Genomic DNA, 18,313 nt, shown 5'->3' with positions numbered 1-18,313 from the left:
GCGTCTCCTTCGCCTCAGGAGGTACGGGTCAGGACGATGAGATCGGTGCTGATGGGGCGGCACACCCCGGCGCGGTTCACCACGTCCTGGGCTGCCACGCGAGCGGCGGCGACAAGTTGCTTCTCGGTCAACGGACGGGACAGTGTCGCGAGTTCCTCGTAGAAGGCGGCGGCGAAGAGCGTCGAGCAGTCCGCGTCGAGCTTGCCCCGGTGGGCGATCACGACGTCGGCCAGCTCCGTGAACCGCCCCGCGATCGCGTCGCTGTCGCACGAGCGCAGGACCAGCGCCCGCAGGTGGTGGCCGTAGTGCTCGGCCGCCAGCCGGAGCGTGTCGGCGAGTTCGGCGGCGGGCAGGGTGTGCGGCTCGCCGTCCTGGTCCTCCAGCAGCAGTCCCTCCTCGGTGCCGTGGCAGGCCAGGTGCAGGATGTCGGGCAGCTCGCGCCGGATCCGGACCAGGTCCGCGACGGTGGCCGCGGGGCTGGGGACGACCTGCAGGCGGTCGCGGGCCGCCTGCAGGATCTCGCGCAGTTCGGCTCCGGCCCGTACGGCGCCCCGGCGCGCCGGTTCCGCACCGAGCACCATGACCTTGGGCACCCCGGTGGCGGTCGGGGAGACGGCGGCCGGCGCGGTGACGGGAGCCTCCGGAAGCGGGGCAGGGGCCGCCGCGAACACCGGGTTGTACGGGCGTCTCTCCCGGGCCTCGGCCAGGATCCGGCGGCGGCCGTCGGCCATGACGCCCGTCGCGAGGTTCGCCGACACCGTCTCCCAGTACTCCCGGGGCGACTTCGGCGCGTACGGCAACGCGTCGGACGGGTAGCCGGCGGCCAGCAGCAGCGTCTCGGCCTGCCCGGGAGTGTTGTAGACGGTGGCCAGTTCGCCGATCTCCGCCCGGAGCAGCGGCTCCGGGCGGGAGCCGGCGAGGCCGCCGCTCACAGGGTCGCTTCCAGGCGCAGCGGGTGGGGCAGGGTGCGGGTGTAGCGGCGCAGCAGGGGGATCTTGACGCCCGCGGTGACCGTGCACGCCAGGTCCGTCACGGAGCCGACGGCGGTACGGACCACCAGGCGCATGACGTGACAGCCGGTCAGCTCGGTGGCGGCGGTCCGCCGGAACTCCCAGCCGGGCGTGGGCCCGTGCAGCCCCAGGGCCTGGGCGAAGGGCTGATGGGTGGTGAACTCCTTCTGCCGTGTGACCTCGCCGAGGGAGGCGTCGGCACCGAGGAAGGAGAGCTGTGGGCCGAGCCTGCGGGTCTGGGTGACCTGGACGGCGTCCGTCAGGCGCATCGGGTCCATGGAGTGGGCCAGTGGTGGCGGGGTCTCCGGCTTGGCGGAGAGGTCCAGGGCCAGGTGGGCGAATTCGAGCCGGGGCCGCTGGGGGGTGGGGGCGAAGGTGAGGGAGAGGTGGACCAGGTAGTAGTCGTAGGCGCCGGCCTGGTCGGTGAGGTACTCGGCCAGGCCCGGGTCGCCGGCCGACCGGTCGTATGTGATGCGCTGGGCGAGAGGACCGCCGAGCCGGACCCGCCCGCGCAGCGGTGGGGGAGCGTCGGGGTCCTGGTCGGTTCCGGGCCCGTCGCCCCGTAAGGCCTCGTCAGGCAGCAGGACCAGGTCCTGCTCGGGGAGTCGGGGGTCGTCGAATTCGATCATCCGTCACCTCTCGGACGTGCGAGCCCTCGAGGAACGGCCGGATGTCGTCCATGTGCGTCCCCCGTGGCAGCCTGTGCAACGGAAGGCTAGCGACTCGTGACCCTTCGGAACCAGCCGCAGAACGAACTTCCGACCCACAGATGACCACCCCGCCTGCAGCTGCTGACAGGTCCTTGTCATGTCGGCCCGCCCCGGCGGTCGGCCCAGGACCGAGACCGCCAGGCGCACGTTCCTCTGCCTGCCTCCGGGCCGTACCGCTGCGTGGCTTGGTCCAGTACCTCTCGCGCGGGGCGGTGTCGACCGTCTCCTTCTTGGTGCTGGTCCCGAGAGCCTGAGCCACGTCGGCCGGCAGCTCGGCATCGAGGTCGATCACGGTTCGACTCATTCAGGCACCTCCTGTGACATCAAGTCGTACGCCAAGCACATCCGGAAGGGTGCCTACGCGGGCATGACGCCGTGGACGCGGGACAGCGTGAAGACGCGGTCGGCGTCACGCAGATGGCACCAGGCTTCGAGGTAGGGCGGGTCGAGTTCGAGACGGCTGAGGGTGCGCACCGTGCGGCTTCCCGACGCGGCCACGTATTCGACGGTGACGGCCGTACCGGTGTCGATGGCGTGGCAGAGCTGGCGGACGTCCGTGTACGTCAGCTGCTTCGCGTACCCGGCGACGATCTCCTCGGTATCCGTACCGAAGGGGGCCCCGGTGCCGAAGGGATCGGGCTCCGGGGCGGTCGGCGGGGCGGTCAGCAGCCGGGCCGCCACGGCGTACGGGTCGGCGGCGGCCGACGCCTCCGCCGCTCGGTACGCCGAGCGTCCGGTTCCGGCCCTGGGGGCGGCTTTCCGCGGGGCCGGAACGGCAGCGGCCCGTCGAGGGGGCGCCTTCTCGATGCGTACGGTCCCGTCCGGGGCCTCGGCGACGGGGGCGTAGCCCTGGTCCCTGAGCGCTGCCAGGGTCTTGTCGGGCGGGCTGCCGCTGACGAGCACCGTCGGGGCGAGCTGCCGTAGCCCGAGCGCGGAGAGTCCCCGGTGGGCGGCGAGCTCGGCCAGGAGCGCCGGTTCGTCGGCGTGGACGACGCAGGCGGCGGAGGCGACGCGCACGTGGCCGTGGCGGCGTGCGGCATCGGCGATGAGATAGGACAGAGGCTGTGGCAGGGCCCCGTCGGCGAGGGCGGTCAGCTCGACCGAGATCTCGTCCGGAGCGTGGCCGGCGTCCAGTGCGCGGCGGATGCTGTCGGCGCTGAACCGCCATACCGAGGCCGTGCCGCTGATCTCCCGGTCCGCGGTCGCGTCCAGGAACTCCGCGAGGCGCGCCGAGGGCGTGCCGGTGACGACGGCCGTGAGGTCACCACCGAGCCGGGCCGTGTCGGTGGCCTCGGGCAGCAGGAGCCGGCACGCGGCGGTCAGTTCCTCGGTGTCACCGGCCGGCAGAGCCGCACCGAGCCGGGAGAGGGCGCCCCGGGCGATGACGCCCATCAGCTCGGCCTCGCGGACCGCCGTGGCGAAGGGCGTCTCGTCGTGGAACGACGGATGAGCGAGCGGACGGTGCCATGCCACGAGCGGCCCCAGATCCGTGGCGGTCTTCACGCCCTGACCTTCGGCAAGCGCTGCCGCCGCTGCGAGCAGCCCGCGCCGAGCCTGCAGACAGCCGTCGCAGGGAGGAACCCCGGCCACGGCGGGGAGCGCCTTGTCGTCCTCGTCGCGGGCCTGCGAGGGAGTGAGCCGCAGGTTCCACCACGCACGCAGCAGCTCGGCGAACCGCGCTGCGGGTTCCTGCGCCGCCCAGGTGTCGTACGCCGCGGTGGGTGCGAAGCGGTTGCCGTCGGCGGCCAGCACCCCGGCCGAGTACGCGATCTCCAGGGTGATGCGCACCACCGCGTCGCCGGCCTGTGCCGCCTTGCCGATCCGAGCCAGTTCACGTGCGCCGATCCCGCCGGACTTCAGCCGGGCCGGGGGAGCCGCCGAGCAGGCCGACAGGACCGAGGCGGCGTGGGCCGCGAACGCCGTGGCGGCCGCCGCTGCCTCCCGGTCCACCTCCACCGCGGGGACGGACACCAGCTCCGGGGCGGGCGGTACGGGTGCGAACGGCGCGTGCCAGTCGGGCCCGCGCAGCGCGAGCGCCACTTCGACGGGCATGCGGGCCGGCCCGTATCCGTGGCGGTTCCGGACCAGGAAGCCGCGGTCCAGGGCCCATCGTTCGTCCGGCCGGGAAGCACCCTCGGGAGCTCCGAACATGATGAACTCCGTTTCTCGCGGTGTGGACTTCGCTCGGCGCTCAAGCAGCTGCCGGGCGGCCGGAGGGGCCTTCGCGATCACGGAGGCGACGCGTCGCGGATCGCCATGGTGTTCCAGGACGGCGGCCGTGCGCTGTTGCCTGGTGCCGGGCGGCTTGATGCCCAGTGCCGCGAGCATGCCGCGCAGCTCCTCGGACGTCACGCCTTCCAGAAGCTCCTCCAGCGGAGCGTCCAGCCCCAGGGGCGTCTCCCACGCCTGCCGCAACGGCGCGGCCATGTGGAGCCTTCCGTCGCTGTCCGGCCAGACCAGGGCACGATCGGCCAGAGTCTCCAGCACGCCGTCCAGTTCCCGAGCGGCAGTGGCTGTCGTCACCCCCAGCGCCCTCGCCAGGGCGTCGCGCGACAGGGGAGTTCCCCACGCGGCCAGGGCCTCGGCCACCTGGAGGCACGGCAGGGGAAGCTGCGGCAAGGCGAGCGCCACCGAGCCGGGCCGCAGAAGCCGTTCCGCCAGTTCCTCCAGGGAGCGCGGCTCCGGTGGCGCCGCGGCGTCCTTCCGCATCCCGAGTACGCGCGCCAGCTGTGGGGCGTCGAGACCGCCCAGCCGGGCTGTCAGCGTGGATCGGGACGTCATGGGGACACCTCGCGAGGCCGGGGACGGGGCTGGAGACCGGAGCGGCCCCGAGCGGAGCCAGGATCGCGCATGCGACGGGTCCGCCGTCGCCACTCGGAAGAGGTTCACCCACGGAGGAGAGCTCCTGACGGGCCGGAGTGCGGGCGGTCCCTGGCGCACCGTGTGAGATGCCGTGAACGTCGGAGACACAAAGAGACCGGAAGTGAGACCAGGGCACGCAGAAGACCCCGGCCGGTTTCCCGGTCGGGGTCTTCAAGTGCCCGGTGAGGCACTGGCGGAGGATACGAGATTCGAACTCGTGAGGGGTTGCCCCCAACACGCTTTCCAAGCGTGCGCCCTAGGCCTCTAGGCGAATCCTCCGCCGCAAACAATACAAGACGTTGAGGGGTGCTCGCGAACGTGATCGCCGAGAGGGGCTCCGGGGCCGGATCGGGGACGGGGTCGGGGTGGGGTCCGGGGCCGATTCCGGGTGGGGCCGGGCGCGGAGTGCGAGGCGGAGTACGAGTGGAACCGGTCGGAGGGGAGGGAGGTGGGTGCGGGAGGGAGCCGGGTGGGGGCCGGGGGAGTGCGGGGCCGATCCGAGGTGGGGGTCGGGGGTTGAGGGAGGGGCGGATCCCGGCGGGAGCCGGGTGGGATCCGGGGGCGGGGGCGGGTCGGGGGCGGGTCGGGGAGTGGGGGCACGGGGTGGGCTGGGGATCGGGTACGCTGGGCGGAGCCCCTCACGCGGTGCTATCTGACTGAACTCCCCCAGGGCCGGAAGGCAGCAAGGGTAGGTCGGCTCTGGCAGGTGCGTGGGGGGCGCTTGCGTTCCCGGAGGCGGGGGCGGCCCGCGGTGGGTGGCGGCGCGGATCACTGCCGGTGGCAGGGGTGGTGGCGGCGCGGATCACTGCCGGTGGGCAGGGGTGGTGGCGGTTTTTCCCGGGTTGTCGGTGGGCGCCTATAACCTCGTACATGTGTCGTCTCTCGCGCTGTACCGCCGCTATCGCCCGGAGTCCTTCGCCGAGGTCATCGGGCAGGAGCATGTCACTGACCCGCTGCAGCAGGCGCTGCGGAACAACCGGGTCAATCACGCGTACCTGTTCAGTGGGCCGCGTGGCTGTGGAAAGACGACGAGTGCGCGGATCCTGGCGCGGTGTCTGAACTGCGAGCAGGGGCCGACGCCGACGCCGTGCGGGGAGTGTCAGTCGTGCCGGGACCTGGCGAGGAACGGGCCGGGGTCGATCGACGTCATCGAGATCGACGCGGCGTCGCACGGTGGTGTGGACGACGCGCGTGACCTGCGGGAGAAGGCGTTCTTCGGGCCGGCGTCGAGCCGGTACAAGATCTACATCATCGACGAGGCCCACATGGTCACGTCGGCGGGCTTCAACGCGCTCCTGAAGGTGGTGGAGGAGCCGCCGGAGCACCTCAAGTTCATCTTCGCCACGACGGAGCCCGAGAAGGTCATCGGGACGATCCGGTCGCGGACGCACCACTACCCGTTCCGGCTGGTGCCGCCGGGCACGCTGCGGGAGTACCTGGGCGAGGTGTGCGGGCGGGAGGGCATTCCGGTCGCGGACGGGGTGCTGCCGCTCGTCGTGCGGGCCGGCGCCGGGTCGGTGCGTGACTCGATGTCGGTGATGGACCAGCTGCTGGCGGGTGCCACCGACGACGGTGTGACGTACGCCATGGCGACCTCGCTGCTCGGATACACGGACGGCTCGCTGCTCGACTCGGTGGTCGACTCGTTCGCGTCCGGGGACGGGGCCGCGGCCTTCGAGGTGGTCGACCGGGTCGTCGAGGGGGGCAACGACCCGCGCAGGTTCGTCGCCGACCTCCTGGAGCGGCTGCGGGACCTGGTGATCCTGGCGGCCGTGCCGGACGCCGCGGAGAAGGGGCTCATCGACGCCCCCGTCGACGTGATCGAGCGGATGCAGGCCCAGGCGTCGGTGTTCGGCGCGGCGGAGCTCAGCCGGGCGGCCGACCTGGTCAACACGGGGCTGACGGAGATGCGGGGTGCCACCTCGCCCCGGCTCCAGCTGGAACTGATCTGCGCGCGCGTGCTGCTGCCCGCCGCCTTCGACGACGAGCGCTCGCTCCAGGCGAGGCTCGACCGGCTGGAGCGGGGGGCCGCCGCCGCGCCCGCGCCGGTCTTCACGCCCGGACCGCCGGCGCCCGCCCTGGGGTACGTGCCCGGCCCGGACGCCCACACGCCGATGGCGCCGCCCCCGCCGGCCCCCGTGCACACCGCACCCGCCCCGGCGGCACCCGCGCATGCGGCGCCCGTACAGGCCGCGCCCGCCCCGGAGTTCCAGCAGGCCCCGCCGCCCGCTCCCGTCCAGGCGCAGCCCGCCGCGTCCCGTCCCGGGGCGTGGCCGGGGGCCGCGGCGCCCGGCAGTGGTGCGCCGGGTGCCTGGCCCGGTGCGTCGGCTGCGGCCGCGCCGGCGGCGCACGCGGCGGCTCCGGCCGCGCCCGCGCCCGCCCAGGCGCAGCCGGCTCCGGCGGCCGGGGGAGGCGGCGGGGACACGGCGCAGGTGCGGAACCTGTGGCCGCAGATCCTGGACGCCGTGAAGAACCGGCGCCGGTTCACGTGGATCCTGCTCAGCCAGAACGCGCAGGTCGCGGGCTTCGACGGCACGACGCTCCAGCTCGGCTTCCTCAACGCCGGGGCGCGCGACAACTTCGCGAGCAGCGGCAGCGAGGAGGTCCTGAAGCAGGCCCTCGCCGAGCAGTTCAACGTGAACTGGAAGGTCGAGGCGATCATCGACCCCTCGGGCGGGGCGTCGCCGCCGCCCGCCGCGACCGGCTTCGGCGGCTCCGGCGGGACCGGGGGCTTCGGCGGCGGCCGTCCCGCCGCGCCCGCCCAGAGCTTCCAGCCGCCCGCGCCGGCCTTCCAGCAGGTGCCGCCGGCCGCTCCCGTACAGGCGCGGTCGGCCCCCTCGGCGGCGTTCCCGCAGGCGGCGGCTCCGGCTTCGGCGCCCGCGTACAGCCCGCCGGTGCCGCAGCCGGTGGCGCCCGAGGACGACGTGCCGGAGGAGGACGACCCCGACCTCGTCGACTCCGCGCTGTCGGGGCACGACCTGATCGTGCGCGAGCTCGGAGCCACCGTTGTGGAGGAATACACGAACGAGTAGGGACGTCTCGCTCGGTGGCCCGCACAAGGGGCATCCCGGCCGGCGGGCTACTCTGGCTGGCGTGAAGGTCCTCGTCATCGGCGGCGGCGCCCGCGAACACGCCCTGTGCCGCTCTCTCTCCCTCGATCCCGACGTCACCGCTCTGCACTGCGCGCCCGGCAACGCCGGAATCGCGGAGGTCGCCGAGCTGCACGCCGTCGACCAGCTGGACGGCGACGCCGTCGCGCGCCTCGCCACCGAGCTCGGCGCCGAACTGGTCGTCGTCGGCCCGGAGGCCCCGCTCGTCGCGGGTGTCGCCGACGCCGTCCGCGCGGCCGGCATCCCCGTCTTCGGTCCGTCCCAGGAGGCGGCGCTCCTCGAAGGCTCCAAGGCCTTCGCCAAGGACGTCATGGCCGGCGCGGGCGTGCCCACCGCCCGCAGCTACGTCTGCACGACCCCCGAGGAGATCGACGAGGCGCTCGACGCGTTCGGCGCTCCGTACGTGGTCAAGGACGACGGTCTCGCCGCCGGCAAGGGCGTCGTCGTGACCGGCGACGTCGAGCAGGCACGGGCGCACGCGCTCGCCTGCGACCGGGTCGTCATCGAGGAGTACCTCGACGGCCCCGAGGTCTCCCTCTTCGCGATCACCGACGGCACCACCGTCCTCCCGCTCCAGCCCGCGCAGGACTTCAAGCGCGCGCTCGACGGCGACGAGGGCCCGAACACCGGTGGCATGGGCGCCTACTCGCCGCTGCCGTGGGCCGACCCGAAGCTGGTCGAGGAGGTCCTCGCCACCGTCCTGCAGCCGACGGTCGACGAGCTGCGCCGCCGCGGCACGCCGTTCTCCGGCCTGCTGTACGCGGGTCTGGCGATCACCGGCCGCGGGGTACGGGTCATCGAGTTCAACGCGCGCTTCGGCGACCCCGAGACGCAGGTGGTCCTGGCGCGTCTGAAGACCCCGCTCGCCGGTGTCCTGCTGAACTCCGCCAACGGCACCCTGGCCGACCAGGCCCCGCTGAACTGGTCCGACGACGCCGCGGTCACCGTGGTCGTCGCCTCCCACAACTACCCGGACACCCCGCGTACGGGCGACCCGATCGAGGGTCTCGACGAGGTCGTGGCCCAGGACGCCCCGCACGCGTACGTGCTGCACGCGGGGACGAAGGCGGTCGGCGGGAAGGTCGTCAGCGCGGGCGGCCGGGTCCTCTCGGTCACCGCGACCGGAACGGATCTGGCGCAGGCCCGAGAGCGGGCGTACGCGGCAGTCGGCCGCATCCACCTTGACGGCTCGCAGCACCGCACGGACATCGCGCGGAAGGCCGCCGAGGGCTGATCCGGCCCGGTCCCGTGCGCTTTCTCTTGTGGCCGTGTGGTGGAGAACCTGTGAACCACACGGCCGCTTGAGCGCCATCACCTTTACCCAAAGCCATTCCATCGAGTGACGGCTCGGCCATACGGATGACGCTCGCCACAGCCCCAACTAGGGTGCGGCGAAGGCGTTCCGGCACTTGGCCCACCGGCATTGCGATGTCAGTGGCGGGTGCCACAGTGGGGGAGTGAGCAACACCGCCACAGGCAGTCCCGACGAGGGCAGGAGGGGGTGATGTCCGGCGTGTCCGGTACCGGTTCCGTTGTCGGCGAGGAGTGGGGTGCGCGCGCCGCGCACTCCCGGGCCCTCGCCGTCCTCCGTGTCCGAGGCAGGGCACTGGGTCTCGCGGTGCTCCCCGCCGCGGTGGCCGTCGTGCTGTACGCGGGCGGGGTCACCGGCCACTTCACCGGCCCGGCCTGGGACACGGCCCGCTGGGTCGTGACCGTCCTCGCGGTCCTCGTCCTCCTCGCAGCCACGGCCGTCGCCCTCGTCGTCGCCCGGGCCCGCCCGGCCGCGACGCCGACGGTGGAGCTCGCCGAGACCGCCGCCCCCGATCTGTACCGGCTCGTCCGGGACCTGGCCGACCGGCTGGACGTCCCGGCCCCGGCCGGGATAGCCCTGACGCCGGACTGCGACAGCTGGCTGGAGGACCGCACCCACCGGGCCCACCGCGCGCTGCGCACGGCGCCCGACGGCGACGGAGCGCCCGTGCTCGTCATAGGTTCGCCGTTCCTGTGGTGGATGCGCGTCGCCGAGCTGCGCGCCGTGCTCGCCCCCGTCGTCGCCGGTACGGGCCCGGCCGCGCACCCCGACATAGCCGCCGCGCGCCGCTTCGTGCGGGGCCTGGACGCCGCCGTCGCCGTACCCGACGACCCCGGCCTCGACCCGCTGCGCAGGCTCGGCGCCCACGGTGTCGGCCGGATGGCCCGCGTCCTGCTGCGCGCCTGCCGCGGGCACGCCGCGGAGATGGAGCGCGGGGTGGCCGCCGCCGGCTCGGAGCGCGCCCAGGCCGTCGACTACGGCGTGCGGATCGTCGCCCAGGAGCAGGTCGGCCTGGCGTACGCGGGCTGGGACCGCCTCCTGACCCGGGTCGCGCTGCCCGCGTGGCGCATGGGCCGCTGGCCCGCCAAGCTCGACGCCGGCGTGGTCTCCGCCCTCACCGAGCTCTCCCGCCGCGACCGGCTCGCGGAGGGCTTCTCCTCCCGGCTGGGCGAGCGCCCGGCCTGCGACCTCCTGGAGGAGCCCGGCGCGGTCGACGAGGCCACCTCGCTGCTCGCCGCCCGCCTCTTCCACGGCGGCCCGGCCGAAGCCGGCCCCGACTGGTCCCCGGTGGAGTGGAGCCAGTACCCCGAGGAGGTCGTCGACCGGAAGTGGCGCACCGACGCCGCCCGCCTGCACCAGGTCCTCGACGGCCTCGGCGTCCCCGACTCCCCCGCCGGCCGCGCCTCGAACGCCGTCGGCCCGACCCTCACCCGCGTGATCGCCCACCTGACGACGGATCGACCCCCCGCCGTACCCGAAGACCCCGACGCGGCCGGCACCCTCGACACCGCCGATGCCGCTGACGCCACGGCCACCCCCGACGCCACGGTCACCCCCGGCGCCCCCGATCCCACCGGCGCCACAGACGTCCCCCGCGCCACCGGCGCCACCGGCACCACCGGCACCACCGGCACCGACGACGACCTCACCGACCCCGACGACGATCTCGGCCCCGACCACGCCGACGACCTCGACGACGAGCCCGTGAACCCCGCCGCGGAGGCGCTCGCCGGGGCGCTGAGCGCGCTGCTCGTGCGGGAGGAGGCCGCGCGGGAGGCGCGGGTCGCGGCGGCGGAGAGCGCGCGTGCCGCCGAGAAGAGCCGGAAGGCCGCCCCCGCGCCCGTGGCGGTGAGCGGGCCCGACGGCCCCCTGCCGCTCTTCCCGCTCCAGCCGCCCCGCACCGGCCGGGACCTGCTCGCCGACCACGTCACCGCGATGGTCTGCTGTGCGGCGGTGGACACCGCGGAGGCCGTGCCCGGCCTCGACTGGCTCGACGGTCCGGCGCTGCTGGTCGGCGGTGAGCGGGCGGCGGATCTCGGTCCCCGGGTCCTGGCCCTGGTCGAGGACGGCGATCCGGAACCGCTGAGCGTGTGGCTGACCCGCACCGGGGTGCGCCCGGAGAAGCCGGTGCGTCTGGTCTGAGGCCGCTCGTGGGGGCTCCCGTCCCGGAGCCCCGGCTTCCGCTCTCGTCAATTCACGACGAACGGTGACGGAGTGCGTGCGTTATGTGATGTGCTGGAGACCGTCACTGACAAAGGCAAGAACTAGCGGCACTGACCAGCCGACAAGCCGACAAGCAGCCGGCCGACCTGGGGGAGTCGAGGGAGGGACGCAGCATGGGGGCGGAGCAGATCAGACGGTGGGAGTCCGGCGCGCTCGCGCACGCCGTGAGCGATCCCTTCGGCCAGGGTCCGCTGCCCTGGCTGCGCGGCTCGGACAACTACTTCGACGACACCGGTCAGATGGTGCCCTGGTACGCGGACGAGATCCTGGCCCGGGGCGGCGGCGGAGGCCCCCGGACGGCCGACGACGTCCGCCGCCAGATCAAGGGCTTCGCCTCGGACGGCGGCGTGGCGCCGGGCGAGTCGATCGACTTCCACGTCACGGTGGACCCGCCGCAGCAGTTCTCGGTCGACATCTATCGGATCGGGCACTACGGCGGTGACGGCGCCGCGAAGATCACCACCAGCCCGCGCCTCTCCGGGATCGTGCAGCCGGCGCCGCTGACCGCCGACCGGACGGTGTCCTGTCACCACTGGTGGCAGTCCTGGCGGCTGCAGGTCCCCTCGTACTGGTCGATCGGCGCGTACGTGGCGGTCCTGACCACGGCCGACGGCTACCGCTCGCACATCCCGTTCACGGTCCGCGACAACCACCCGGCCGACCTGCTGCTCGTCCTGCCGGACGTGACCTGGCAGGCGTACAACCTCTATCCGGAGGACGGCCACACCGGCGCCAGCCTCTACCACGCCTGGGACGAGGACGGCCGGCTGCTCGGCGAGGAGGAGGCGGCCGTCACGGTCTCCTTCGACCGGCCGTACGCGGGCGCGGGCCTGCCGCTGCACGTGGGGCACGCGTACGACTTCATCCGCTGGGCCGAGCGGTACGGCTACGACCTGGCGTACGCCGAGACACGTGACCTGCACGCGGGCCGTGTCGATCCGAGCCGCTACCGGGGTCTGGTCTTCCCGGGCCACGACGAGTACTGGTCGGCTCCGATGCGCAGGACCGCCGAACTCGCCCGCGACCAGGGCACCTCGCTGGTCTTCCTGTCCGCCAACACCATGTACTGGCAGGTGGAGCTGGGCCCTTCGCCGTCCGGGGTGCCGGACCGCCTCCTGACCTGCCGGAAGCGGCGGGGTCCCGGCCGGCCCGCGCTCTGGCGCGAGGTCGACCGGCCGGAGCAGCAGCTCCTCGGCATCCAGTACGCGGGCCGGGTGCCCGAACCGCACCCGCTGGTCGTACGGAACGCCGAGCACTGGCTGTGGGAGGCCACCGGCGCCGGTGACGGCGACGAGCTGCCGGGTCTGGTCGCGGGCGAGGCGGACCGCTACTTCCCGCGCACCGCGCTCCCCGAGCACCAGGGCCGCATCCTGCTCGCGCACTCGCCCTACCGGGACGGCGAGGGGGCGCTGCGCCACCAGGAGACGAGTCTCTACCGGGCTCCCTCGGGTGCCTGGGTCTTCGCCTCCGGGACGTTCGCCTGGTCGCCGGCGCTGGACCGGCCGGGCCATGTCGACACCCGGGTCCAGCGCGCCACCGCCAACCTCCTCGACCGGATCTGTAAGAGGGACTGAAGCAGGGGGTCGCGGGGCCCGACGGTCGCGTCCGTCCGCGTGTGCGAGAGAATCGGACTCGCTCCTGGATCAACCTACGCGGAGGAACCGTGTCCGGATTCGTAGAAAAGCCCGAGCCCGTCCAGGTCCCGGGCCTCACCCATCTCCACACGGGCAAGGTCCGCGACCTGTACCGGAACGAGGCCGGTGACCTCGTCATGGTGGCGAGCGACCGCATGTCGGCCTACGACTGGGTGCTGCCCACGGAGATCCCCGACAAGGGCCGTGTCCTCACCCGGCTCTCCCTGTGGTGGTTCGACAAGCTCGCCGACCTGGTCCCCAACCACGTGCTCTCCACCGAACTGCCGGCCGGCGCCCCCGCCGACTGGGAGGGCCGCACGCTGATCTGCACGTCGCTGAACATGGTCCCGGTCGAGTGCGTCGCCCGCGGCTACCTCACCGGCTCCGGCCTGCTCGAGTACAACGAGTCCCGCACGGTCTGCGGCCTCGCGCTCCCCGAGGGCCTCAGCGACGGCTCCGAGCTGCCCGCCCCCATCTTCACCCCGGCGACCAAGGCCGCGGTCGGCGACCACGACGAGAACGTGTCCTACGAGGAGGTCGCCCGCCAGGTCGGCGCCGAGACGGCCGCGCTGCTGCGTCAGGCGACCCTCGCCGTGTACGGGCGGGCCCGTGACATCGCCCGCGAGCGGGGCATCATCCTCGCCGACACGAAGTTCGAGTTCGGCTTCGAGAGCACCCCGGCCGGCGACCGGCTCGTCATCGCCGACGAGGTCCTCACCCCGGACTCCTCCCGCTTCTGGCCGGCCGACCAGTGGCAGCCGGGCCGCGCCCAGCCCTCGTACGACAAGCAGTTCGTGCGGGACTGGCTGACCTCGCCGGCGTCGGGCTGGGACCGCAAGAGCGAGCAGCCGCCGCCGCCCCTCCCGCAGGAGATCGTGGACGCGACCCGCGCCAAGTACATCGAGGCGTACGAGCTGCTGACCGGGACCACCTGGTAGGACGCACGAGAAAGCCCCCGGTCGGTTCGACCGGGGGCTTCTTCGTGGAGCGGACGACGAGATTCGAACTCGCGACCCTCACCTTGGCAAGGTGATGCTCTACCAGCTGAGCCACGTCCGCATGCGCCGTAGCGCGCTGCTAACTATATACCCATCATCCGGGGTGCTCGTGACACACCGCCGTGTGGGGTCCTTCACACGCTGTCGGAGTACGACGAAGGCCCCGGTTCGTGAGAACCGGGGCCTTCGTACTTCCTGAGCGGACGACGAGATTCGAACTCGCGACCCTCACCTTGGCAAGGTGATGCTCTACCAACTGAGCCACGTCCGCATTGCTGCCGCTCGGCTTTCACCGGGCGGTGCGAGCACCACTCTACCCGATCCACAACCGTGGTCGGTCAAGCGATGCAGAGCGGGTGACAGGAATTGCACACTGCGCCTTCCCCCTGGAAGGGGGCTGTTCTGCTACTGAACTACACCCGCACGCTGCTCGGGACCGGGCTTTTCGGCCTCGCCCCTCGGCGTGATCCAGACTCTACCGGGTCATGGGGGGTGCGATGCAAATCGGCTCGGCGCGGGGCTCGACGCGGGCTCCACCCCCCGGTCCCCGCCGTTCAGCTCGCGGCGCGGAAGGCCTCGTAGACGCGCTTGGGGATCCGGCCGCGGGCGGGGACGTCCATCTTGTTGGACTGGGCCCAGGCGCGGACCGCCGCCGGGGCGGGGGCGAGCGCGGTGTGCGTGAACGTGCCGGCCGAGGGGCTCCGGCCGACCACTACCCGGGCCGGCAGCTTGCGTCCGGCGGCGAGGTAGGGGGCGAGGGTCTTGCGGAGTTTCTTTGCATTGGCAGCATTCAGGTCGATCTCGTACATCTTCCCGTCGAGGCCGAACGCGACCGTTTCTGCAGCTTCTCCGCCGTCGATGTCATCGGAGAGGGTGACCACCACACGCTGAGCCACGGATATCGGTCCTTTCCTGTGGCCGCCGAGGTCGAGAGGACGCTTGTGGCGCCTCTGACGTGCTGCTATGTCGACCGTACGGCTGAGCCGGGACAATGCTGCTTTCTTCTGGATTCCTTTGTACAGCCGCAGACGTCGCATTGTGAAGCCCTGTCAATTGTTTCAGCGTGTCCCGGTGCATTGCGGTCCGCAATATTTCACTCGAATTTTGCGGGGGAGCGTCCGGGACGCCCGTGGGCGGCGTTCGTGTGACCCAGGTCGCTTCGAACCGGTCTTTTGTAGGATCCTTCAGATCTCTACCCGCGTAGAATTTGGAGGCAGGTACGCTGAGGGAACCGCCCACGCAACACACCACCGGGAGTGCCAGTGGCACGCGTCGTAGTCGACGTCATGCTCAAGCCGGAGATCCTCGACCCTCAGGGGCAGGCGGTGCAGCGTGCACTGCCCCGCCTGGGATTCGCCGGAATCGCCGACGTCCGTCAGGGGAAGCGCTTCGAGCTGGAGGTGGAGGGGCCGGTCGACGACGCCGCCCTCGCCCGCATCCATGAGATGGCCGAAACCTTCCTTGCCAACACCGTGATCGAAGACTTCATCGTGAAGGTGGAGTCGTGACCGCACGCATCGGCGTCGTCACGTTCCCCGGAACGCTCGACGACCAGGACGCGCTGCGTGCCGCCCGCCTCGCGGGCGCCGAACCCGTCTCGCTCTGGCACCGCGACAAGGACCTCAAGCAGGTCGACGCCGTGGTCCTGGCCGGTGGCTTCTCCTACGGCGACTACCTGCGGGCCGGAGCCATCTCCCGCTTCTCGCCGGTGATGGAGACGATCATCGAGCAGGCGAAGGCGGGCATGCCCGTCCTCGGCATCTGCAACGGCTTCCAGATCCTCACCGAGGCCCATCTGCTGCCGGGCGCGATGCTGCGCAACAACCACCTCCACTTCATCTGCCGCGACCAGAAGCTGCGGGTGGAGAACGCGGAGACCGCCTGGACCTCGGACTACGTCCAGGGCCAGGAGATCGAGGTCCCGCTCAAGAACATGGACGGCCGGTACGTCGCCGACGAGCACACGCTCGACGAGCTGGAGGCCGAGGGGCGGGTCGCCTTCCGCTACCTGGACGTGAACCCCAACGGCTCCCTGCGTGACATCGCGGGCATCACCAACGCCGCGGGCAACGTGGTCGGCCTCATGCCGCACCCCGAGCACGCCGTCGAGCCGCTGGTCGGCACCGGCAAGACGGACGGCCTCGGTTTCTTCACCTCGATCCTCAAGAAGCTGGTCAACGCCTGATGAGCCTCGACACCGTCAAGCACGCGAGCGAGACGCCGGACAGCGAGCAGCCCTGGAAGGAGCTCGGCCTCAAGGAGGACGAGTACGCGCGCATCCGCGAGATCCTCGGCCGCCGTCCCACCGGCGCCGAGCTCGCCATGTACTCCGTCATGTGGTCCGAGCACTGCTCCTACAAGAGCAGCAAGGTCCACCTGAAGCAGTTCGGCGAGAAGGTCCCCGAGAACGACGCCATGCTCGTCGGCATCGGCGAGAACGCCGGCGTCGTCGACGTCGGCCAGGGGTACGCGGTCACCTTCAAGGTCGAGTCGCACAACCACCCCTCGTACATCGAGCCCTACCAGGGCGCGGCCACCGGCGTCGGCGGCATCGTCCGCGACATCCTCGCCATGGGTGCCCGTCCGGTCGCGGTCGTCGACCCGCTGCGCTTCGGCGCGGCCGACCACCCCGACACCAAGCGCGTGCTGCCCGGTGTCGTCGCCGGCATCGGCGGCTACGGCAACTGCCTCGGCCTGCCCAACATCGGTGGCGAGGTCGTCTTCGACTCCTGCTACCAGGGCAACCCGCTCGTCAACGCCGGCTGCATCGGCGTGATGAAGCACGAGGACATCCACCTCGCCAAGGCCTCCGGCCCCGGCAACAAGGTCATCCTGTACGGCGCCCGCACGGGTGGCGACGGCATCGGCGGCGTCTCGGTCCTCGCGTCCGAGACCTTCGACGACACCAAGCCCACCAAGCGCCCCGCCGTCCAGGTCGGCGACCCGTTCCAGGAGAAGCTCCTCATCGAGTGCACCCTGGAGATCTTCAAGGAGAAGCTGGTCGCGGGCATCCAGGACCTCGGCGGCGCCGGGCTCTCCTGCGCCACGTCCGAGCTGGCCTCCGCCGGTTCCGGCGGCATGCGGGTCGACCTGGAGAAGGTGCACCTGCGCGACGCGACGCTCTCGCCCGAGGAGATCCTCATGAGCGAGTCGCAGGAGCGCATGTGCGCGATCGTCGAGCCCCAGCACGTCGACCGCTTCCTGGAGATCTGCGAGAAGTGGGACGTCATCGCCGTCGTCATCGGTGAGGTGACCGAGGGCGAGCGGCTGGAGATCTTCTGGCACGGCGAGCAGATCGTCGACGTGCCACCGCGTTCCGTCGCCCACGAGGGCCCGACCTACCACCGGCCGTTCGCGCGCCCGGAGTGGCAGGACGCGCTCCAGGCCGACGACGCCGGCAAGCTGCCCCGGCCGCAGGACGGCGCCGAGCTGAAGGACCAGGTCCTCAAGCTCGTCTCCTCGCCGAACCAGGCCTCGAAGTCCTGGATCACGGACCAGTACGACCGGTTCGTGCAGGGCAACACGGTCCTGGCGCAGCCCGAGGACGCCGGCATGGTCCGCATCGACGAGGAGACCAACCTCGGCGTGGCGATGGCGACCGACGGCAACGGCCGGTACGCCAAGCTCGACCCGTACACGGGTGCGCAGCTCGCGCTGGCGGAGGCGTACCGCAACGTCGCCGCCTCCGGTGCGAAGCCGCTGGCGATCTCGGACTGCCTGAACTTCGGTTCGCCCGAGGACCCGGCCGTGATGTGGCAGTTCGCCGAGGCCACCCGTGGTCTCGCGGACGGCTGCCTGCAGCTGGGCACCCCGGTCACCGGCGGCAACGTCTCCCTGTACAACCAGACGGGTGAGACCGCGATCCACCCGACGCCGGTCGTGGCCGTGCTCGGTGTGATCGACGACGTGAACCGCCGTACGCCGATCGCCTTCGCGGAAGAGGGCCAGCTCCTCTACCTGCTCGGTGACACGCGCGAGGAGTTCGGCGGCTCGGCCTGGTCCGAGGTGATCCACCAGCACCTCGGCGGCATGCCGCCGGCCGTGGACCTCGACCGGGAGAAGCTGCTCGGCGAGATCCTGATCTCGGCGTCCCGCGACGGCATGATCGACGCGGCGCACGACCTGTCCGACGGCGGTCTCGTCCAGGCGGTCGTCGAGTCCTGCCTGCGCGGCGGGAACGGTGCGCGTCTGGTCGTCCCGGAGGGCCTGGACGCCTTCACGTTCCTCTTCAGCGAGTCGGCGGGCCGTGCGGTCGTCGCCGTCCCGCGCAGCGAGGAGCTCCGCTTCACCGACATGTGCGGTGCGCGGGGTCTGCCGGCGACCCGCATCGGTGTCGTCGACGGCGACGCGGTGGACGTGCAGGGCGAGTTCGCGCTGCCCCTCGCGGAGCTGCGCGAGGCGCACGAGGCGACGATCCCGGCCCTGCTGGCCTGATCGGTCCCGTACGGAACGGA

Annotated in this window: 12 protein-coding genes, 4 tRNA genes, 1 other RNA gene and 1 pseudogene; 9 read left to right on the top strand and 9 right to left on the bottom strand. The window is 72.3% G+C overall.

Features of this window, described 5'->3' with window-relative positions; translation table 11 throughout:
• Positions 1-14: 14 nt before the first annotated feature.
• The 5 genes and pseudogenes from AC067A_RS11690 to AC067A_RS11670 all read right to left on the bottom strand — a co-directional run bounded on the left by AC067A_RS11690 (position 15) and on the right by AC067A_RS11670 (position 4,861).
• Positions 15-932 (bottom strand): effector-associated domain EAD1-containing protein, encoded by a 918-nt coding sequence (locus AC067A_RS11690; protein WP_478617941.1) that lies wholly within the window; start codon positions 930-932, stop codon positions 15-17.
• On the bottom strand, positions 929-1,639 hold the full coding sequence (locus AC067A_RS11685; protein ID WP_478617938.1) for a hypothetical protein: 711 nt from the start codon (positions 1,637-1,639) through the stop codon (positions 929-931). Before AC067A_RS11685 ends, AC067A_RS11690 begins: the two co-directional genes overlap by 4 nt.
• A gap of 280 nt (positions 1,640-1,919) precedes the next feature.
• Positions 1,920-2,024, bottom strand: a pseudogene (locus tag AC067A_RS11680) (type II toxin-antitoxin system VapB family antitoxin); the annotation flags it as partial.
• A 53-nt stretch (positions 2,025-2,077) separates the two neighbouring features.
• On the bottom strand, positions 2,078-4,501 hold the full coding sequence (locus tag AC067A_RS11675; RefSeq protein WP_478617935.1) for a helicase-associated domain-containing protein: 2,424 nt from the start codon (positions 4,499-4,501) through the stop codon (positions 2,078-2,080).
• A gap of 272 nt (positions 4,502-4,773) precedes the next feature.
• A tRNA-Ser gene (locus tag AC067A_RS11670) sits at positions 4,774-4,861 on the bottom strand.
• A gap of 350 nt (positions 4,862-5,211) precedes the next feature.
• Between AC067A_RS11670 and ffs the strand changes: the two genes are divergently transcribed.
• The 6 genes from ffs to AC067A_RS11640 all read left to right on the top strand — a co-directional run bounded on the left by ffs (position 5,212) and on the right by AC067A_RS11640 (position 13,799).
• An RNA gene (gene ffs, locus AC067A_RS11665) (signal recognition particle sRNA small type) lies at positions 5,212-5,310 on the top strand.
• Between the two features lie 144 nt (positions 5,311-5,454).
• Positions 5,455-7,614, top strand: coding sequence for a DNA polymerase III subunit gamma and tau (locus tag AC067A_RS11660; protein WP_478617934.1), 2,160 nt, complete (start codon positions 5,455-5,457; stop codon positions 7,612-7,614).
• A gap of 61 nt (positions 7,615-7,675) precedes the next feature.
• Positions 7,676-8,926 carry a phosphoribosylamine--glycine ligase gene (gene purD, locus AC067A_RS11655; protein ID WP_478617931.1) on the top strand — a complete coding sequence of 417 codons (1,251 nt, stop codon included), beginning with the start codon at positions 7,676-7,678 and terminating at the stop codon, positions 8,924-8,926.
• A gap of 270 nt (positions 8,927-9,196) precedes the next feature.
• Positions 9,197-11,146 carry a M48 family metalloprotease gene (locus AC067A_RS11650; protein WP_478617929.1) on the top strand — a complete coding sequence of 650 codons (1,950 nt, stop codon included), beginning with the start codon at positions 9,197-9,199 and terminating at the stop codon, positions 11,144-11,146.
• Between the two features lie 194 nt (positions 11,147-11,340).
• A complete protein-coding gene (locus AC067A_RS11645) occupies positions 11,341-12,801 on the top strand; it encodes a N,N-dimethylformamidase beta subunit family domain-containing protein (protein WP_478617928.1) in 1,461 nt (486 codons plus the stop codon).
• 89 nt (positions 12,802-12,890) lie between these two features.
• Positions 12,891-13,799 carry a phosphoribosylaminoimidazolesuccinocarboxamide synthase gene (locus tag AC067A_RS11640; protein WP_478617926.1) on the top strand — a complete coding sequence of 303 codons (909 nt, stop codon included), beginning with the start codon at positions 12,891-12,893 and terminating at the stop codon, positions 13,797-13,799.
• Positions 13,800-13,844: 45 nt separating this feature from the next.
• Here the strand turns inward: AC067A_RS11640 and AC067A_RS11635 are convergent.
• From AC067A_RS11635 to AC067A_RS11620, 4 genes are all read right to left on the bottom strand, one after another.
• Positions 13,845-13,920, bottom strand: a tRNA-Gly gene (locus AC067A_RS11635).
• Positions 13,921-14,057: 137 nt separating this feature from the next.
• Positions 14,058-14,130: transfer RNA gene (locus tag AC067A_RS11630), tRNA-Gly, on the bottom strand.
• An 80-nt stretch (positions 14,131-14,210) separates the two neighbouring features.
• Positions 14,211-14,282: transfer RNA gene (locus AC067A_RS11625), tRNA-Gly, on the bottom strand.
• A 131-nt stretch (positions 14,283-14,413) separates the two neighbouring features.
• On the bottom strand, positions 14,414-14,755 hold the full coding sequence (locus tag AC067A_RS11620) for a histone-like nucleoid-structuring protein Lsr2 (protein ID WP_478617924.1): 342 nt from the start codon (positions 14,753-14,755) through the stop codon (positions 14,414-14,416).
• A gap of 366 nt (positions 14,756-15,121) precedes the next feature.
• On the opposite strand from AC067A_RS11620, the gene purS reads away from it, so the two are divergent.
• From purS to purL, 3 genes are read left to right on the top strand one after another with little or no spacing between them, the layout of a single operon-like run.
• Entirely contained in the window at positions 15,122-15,367 is a 246-nt protein-coding gene (gene purS / locus AC067A_RS11615; protein WP_017240564.1) for a phosphoribosylformylglycinamidine synthase subunit PurS, read from the top strand.
• The gene (purQ, locus tag AC067A_RS11610; RefSeq protein ID WP_478617921.1) at positions 15,364-16,044 is read left to right on the top strand and encodes a phosphoribosylformylglycinamidine synthase subunit PurQ; all 681 of its coding nucleotides are present in this window, start codon (positions 15,364-15,366) and stop codon (positions 16,042-16,044) included. The genes purS and purQ overlap by 4 nt, the downstream gene beginning before the upstream one ends.
• Positions 16,044-18,293, top strand: coding sequence for a phosphoribosylformylglycinamidine synthase subunit PurL (gene purL, locus AC067A_RS11605; protein ID WP_478617919.1), 2,250 nt, complete (start codon positions 16,044-16,046; stop codon positions 18,291-18,293). The genes purQ and purL overlap by 1 nt, the downstream gene beginning before the upstream one ends.
• Positions 18,294-18,313: the final 20 nt, after the last annotated feature.

It is taken from the genome of Streptomyces sp. NPDC043176 (assembly GCF_056436715.1).
This window is presented reverse-complemented; position numbering and strand designations above follow the sequence as displayed.

Bases quoted from the DNA above. Each gene is read 5' to 3' on its own strand.
- AC067A_RS11685 (WP_478617938.1), bottom strand. From the start codon at position 1,639: ATGATCGAATTCGACGACCCCCGACTCCCCGAGCAGGACCTGGTCCTG.
- AC067A_RS11675 (WP_478617935.1), bottom strand. From the start codon at position 4,501: ATGACGTCCCGATCCACGCTGACAGCCCGGCTGGGCGGTCTCGACGCC.
- AC067A_RS11650 (WP_478617929.1), top strand. From the start codon at position 9,197: ATGTCCGGCGTGTCCGGTACCGGTTCCGTTGTCGGCGAGGAGTGGGGT.
- AC067A_RS11645 (WP_478617928.1), top strand. From the start codon at position 11,341: ATGGGGGCGGAGCAGATCAGACGGTGGGAGTCCGGCGCGCTCGCGCAC.
- purL (WP_478617919.1), top strand. From the start codon at position 16,044: ATGAGCCTCGACACCGTCAAGCACGCGAGCGAGACGCCGGACAGCGAG.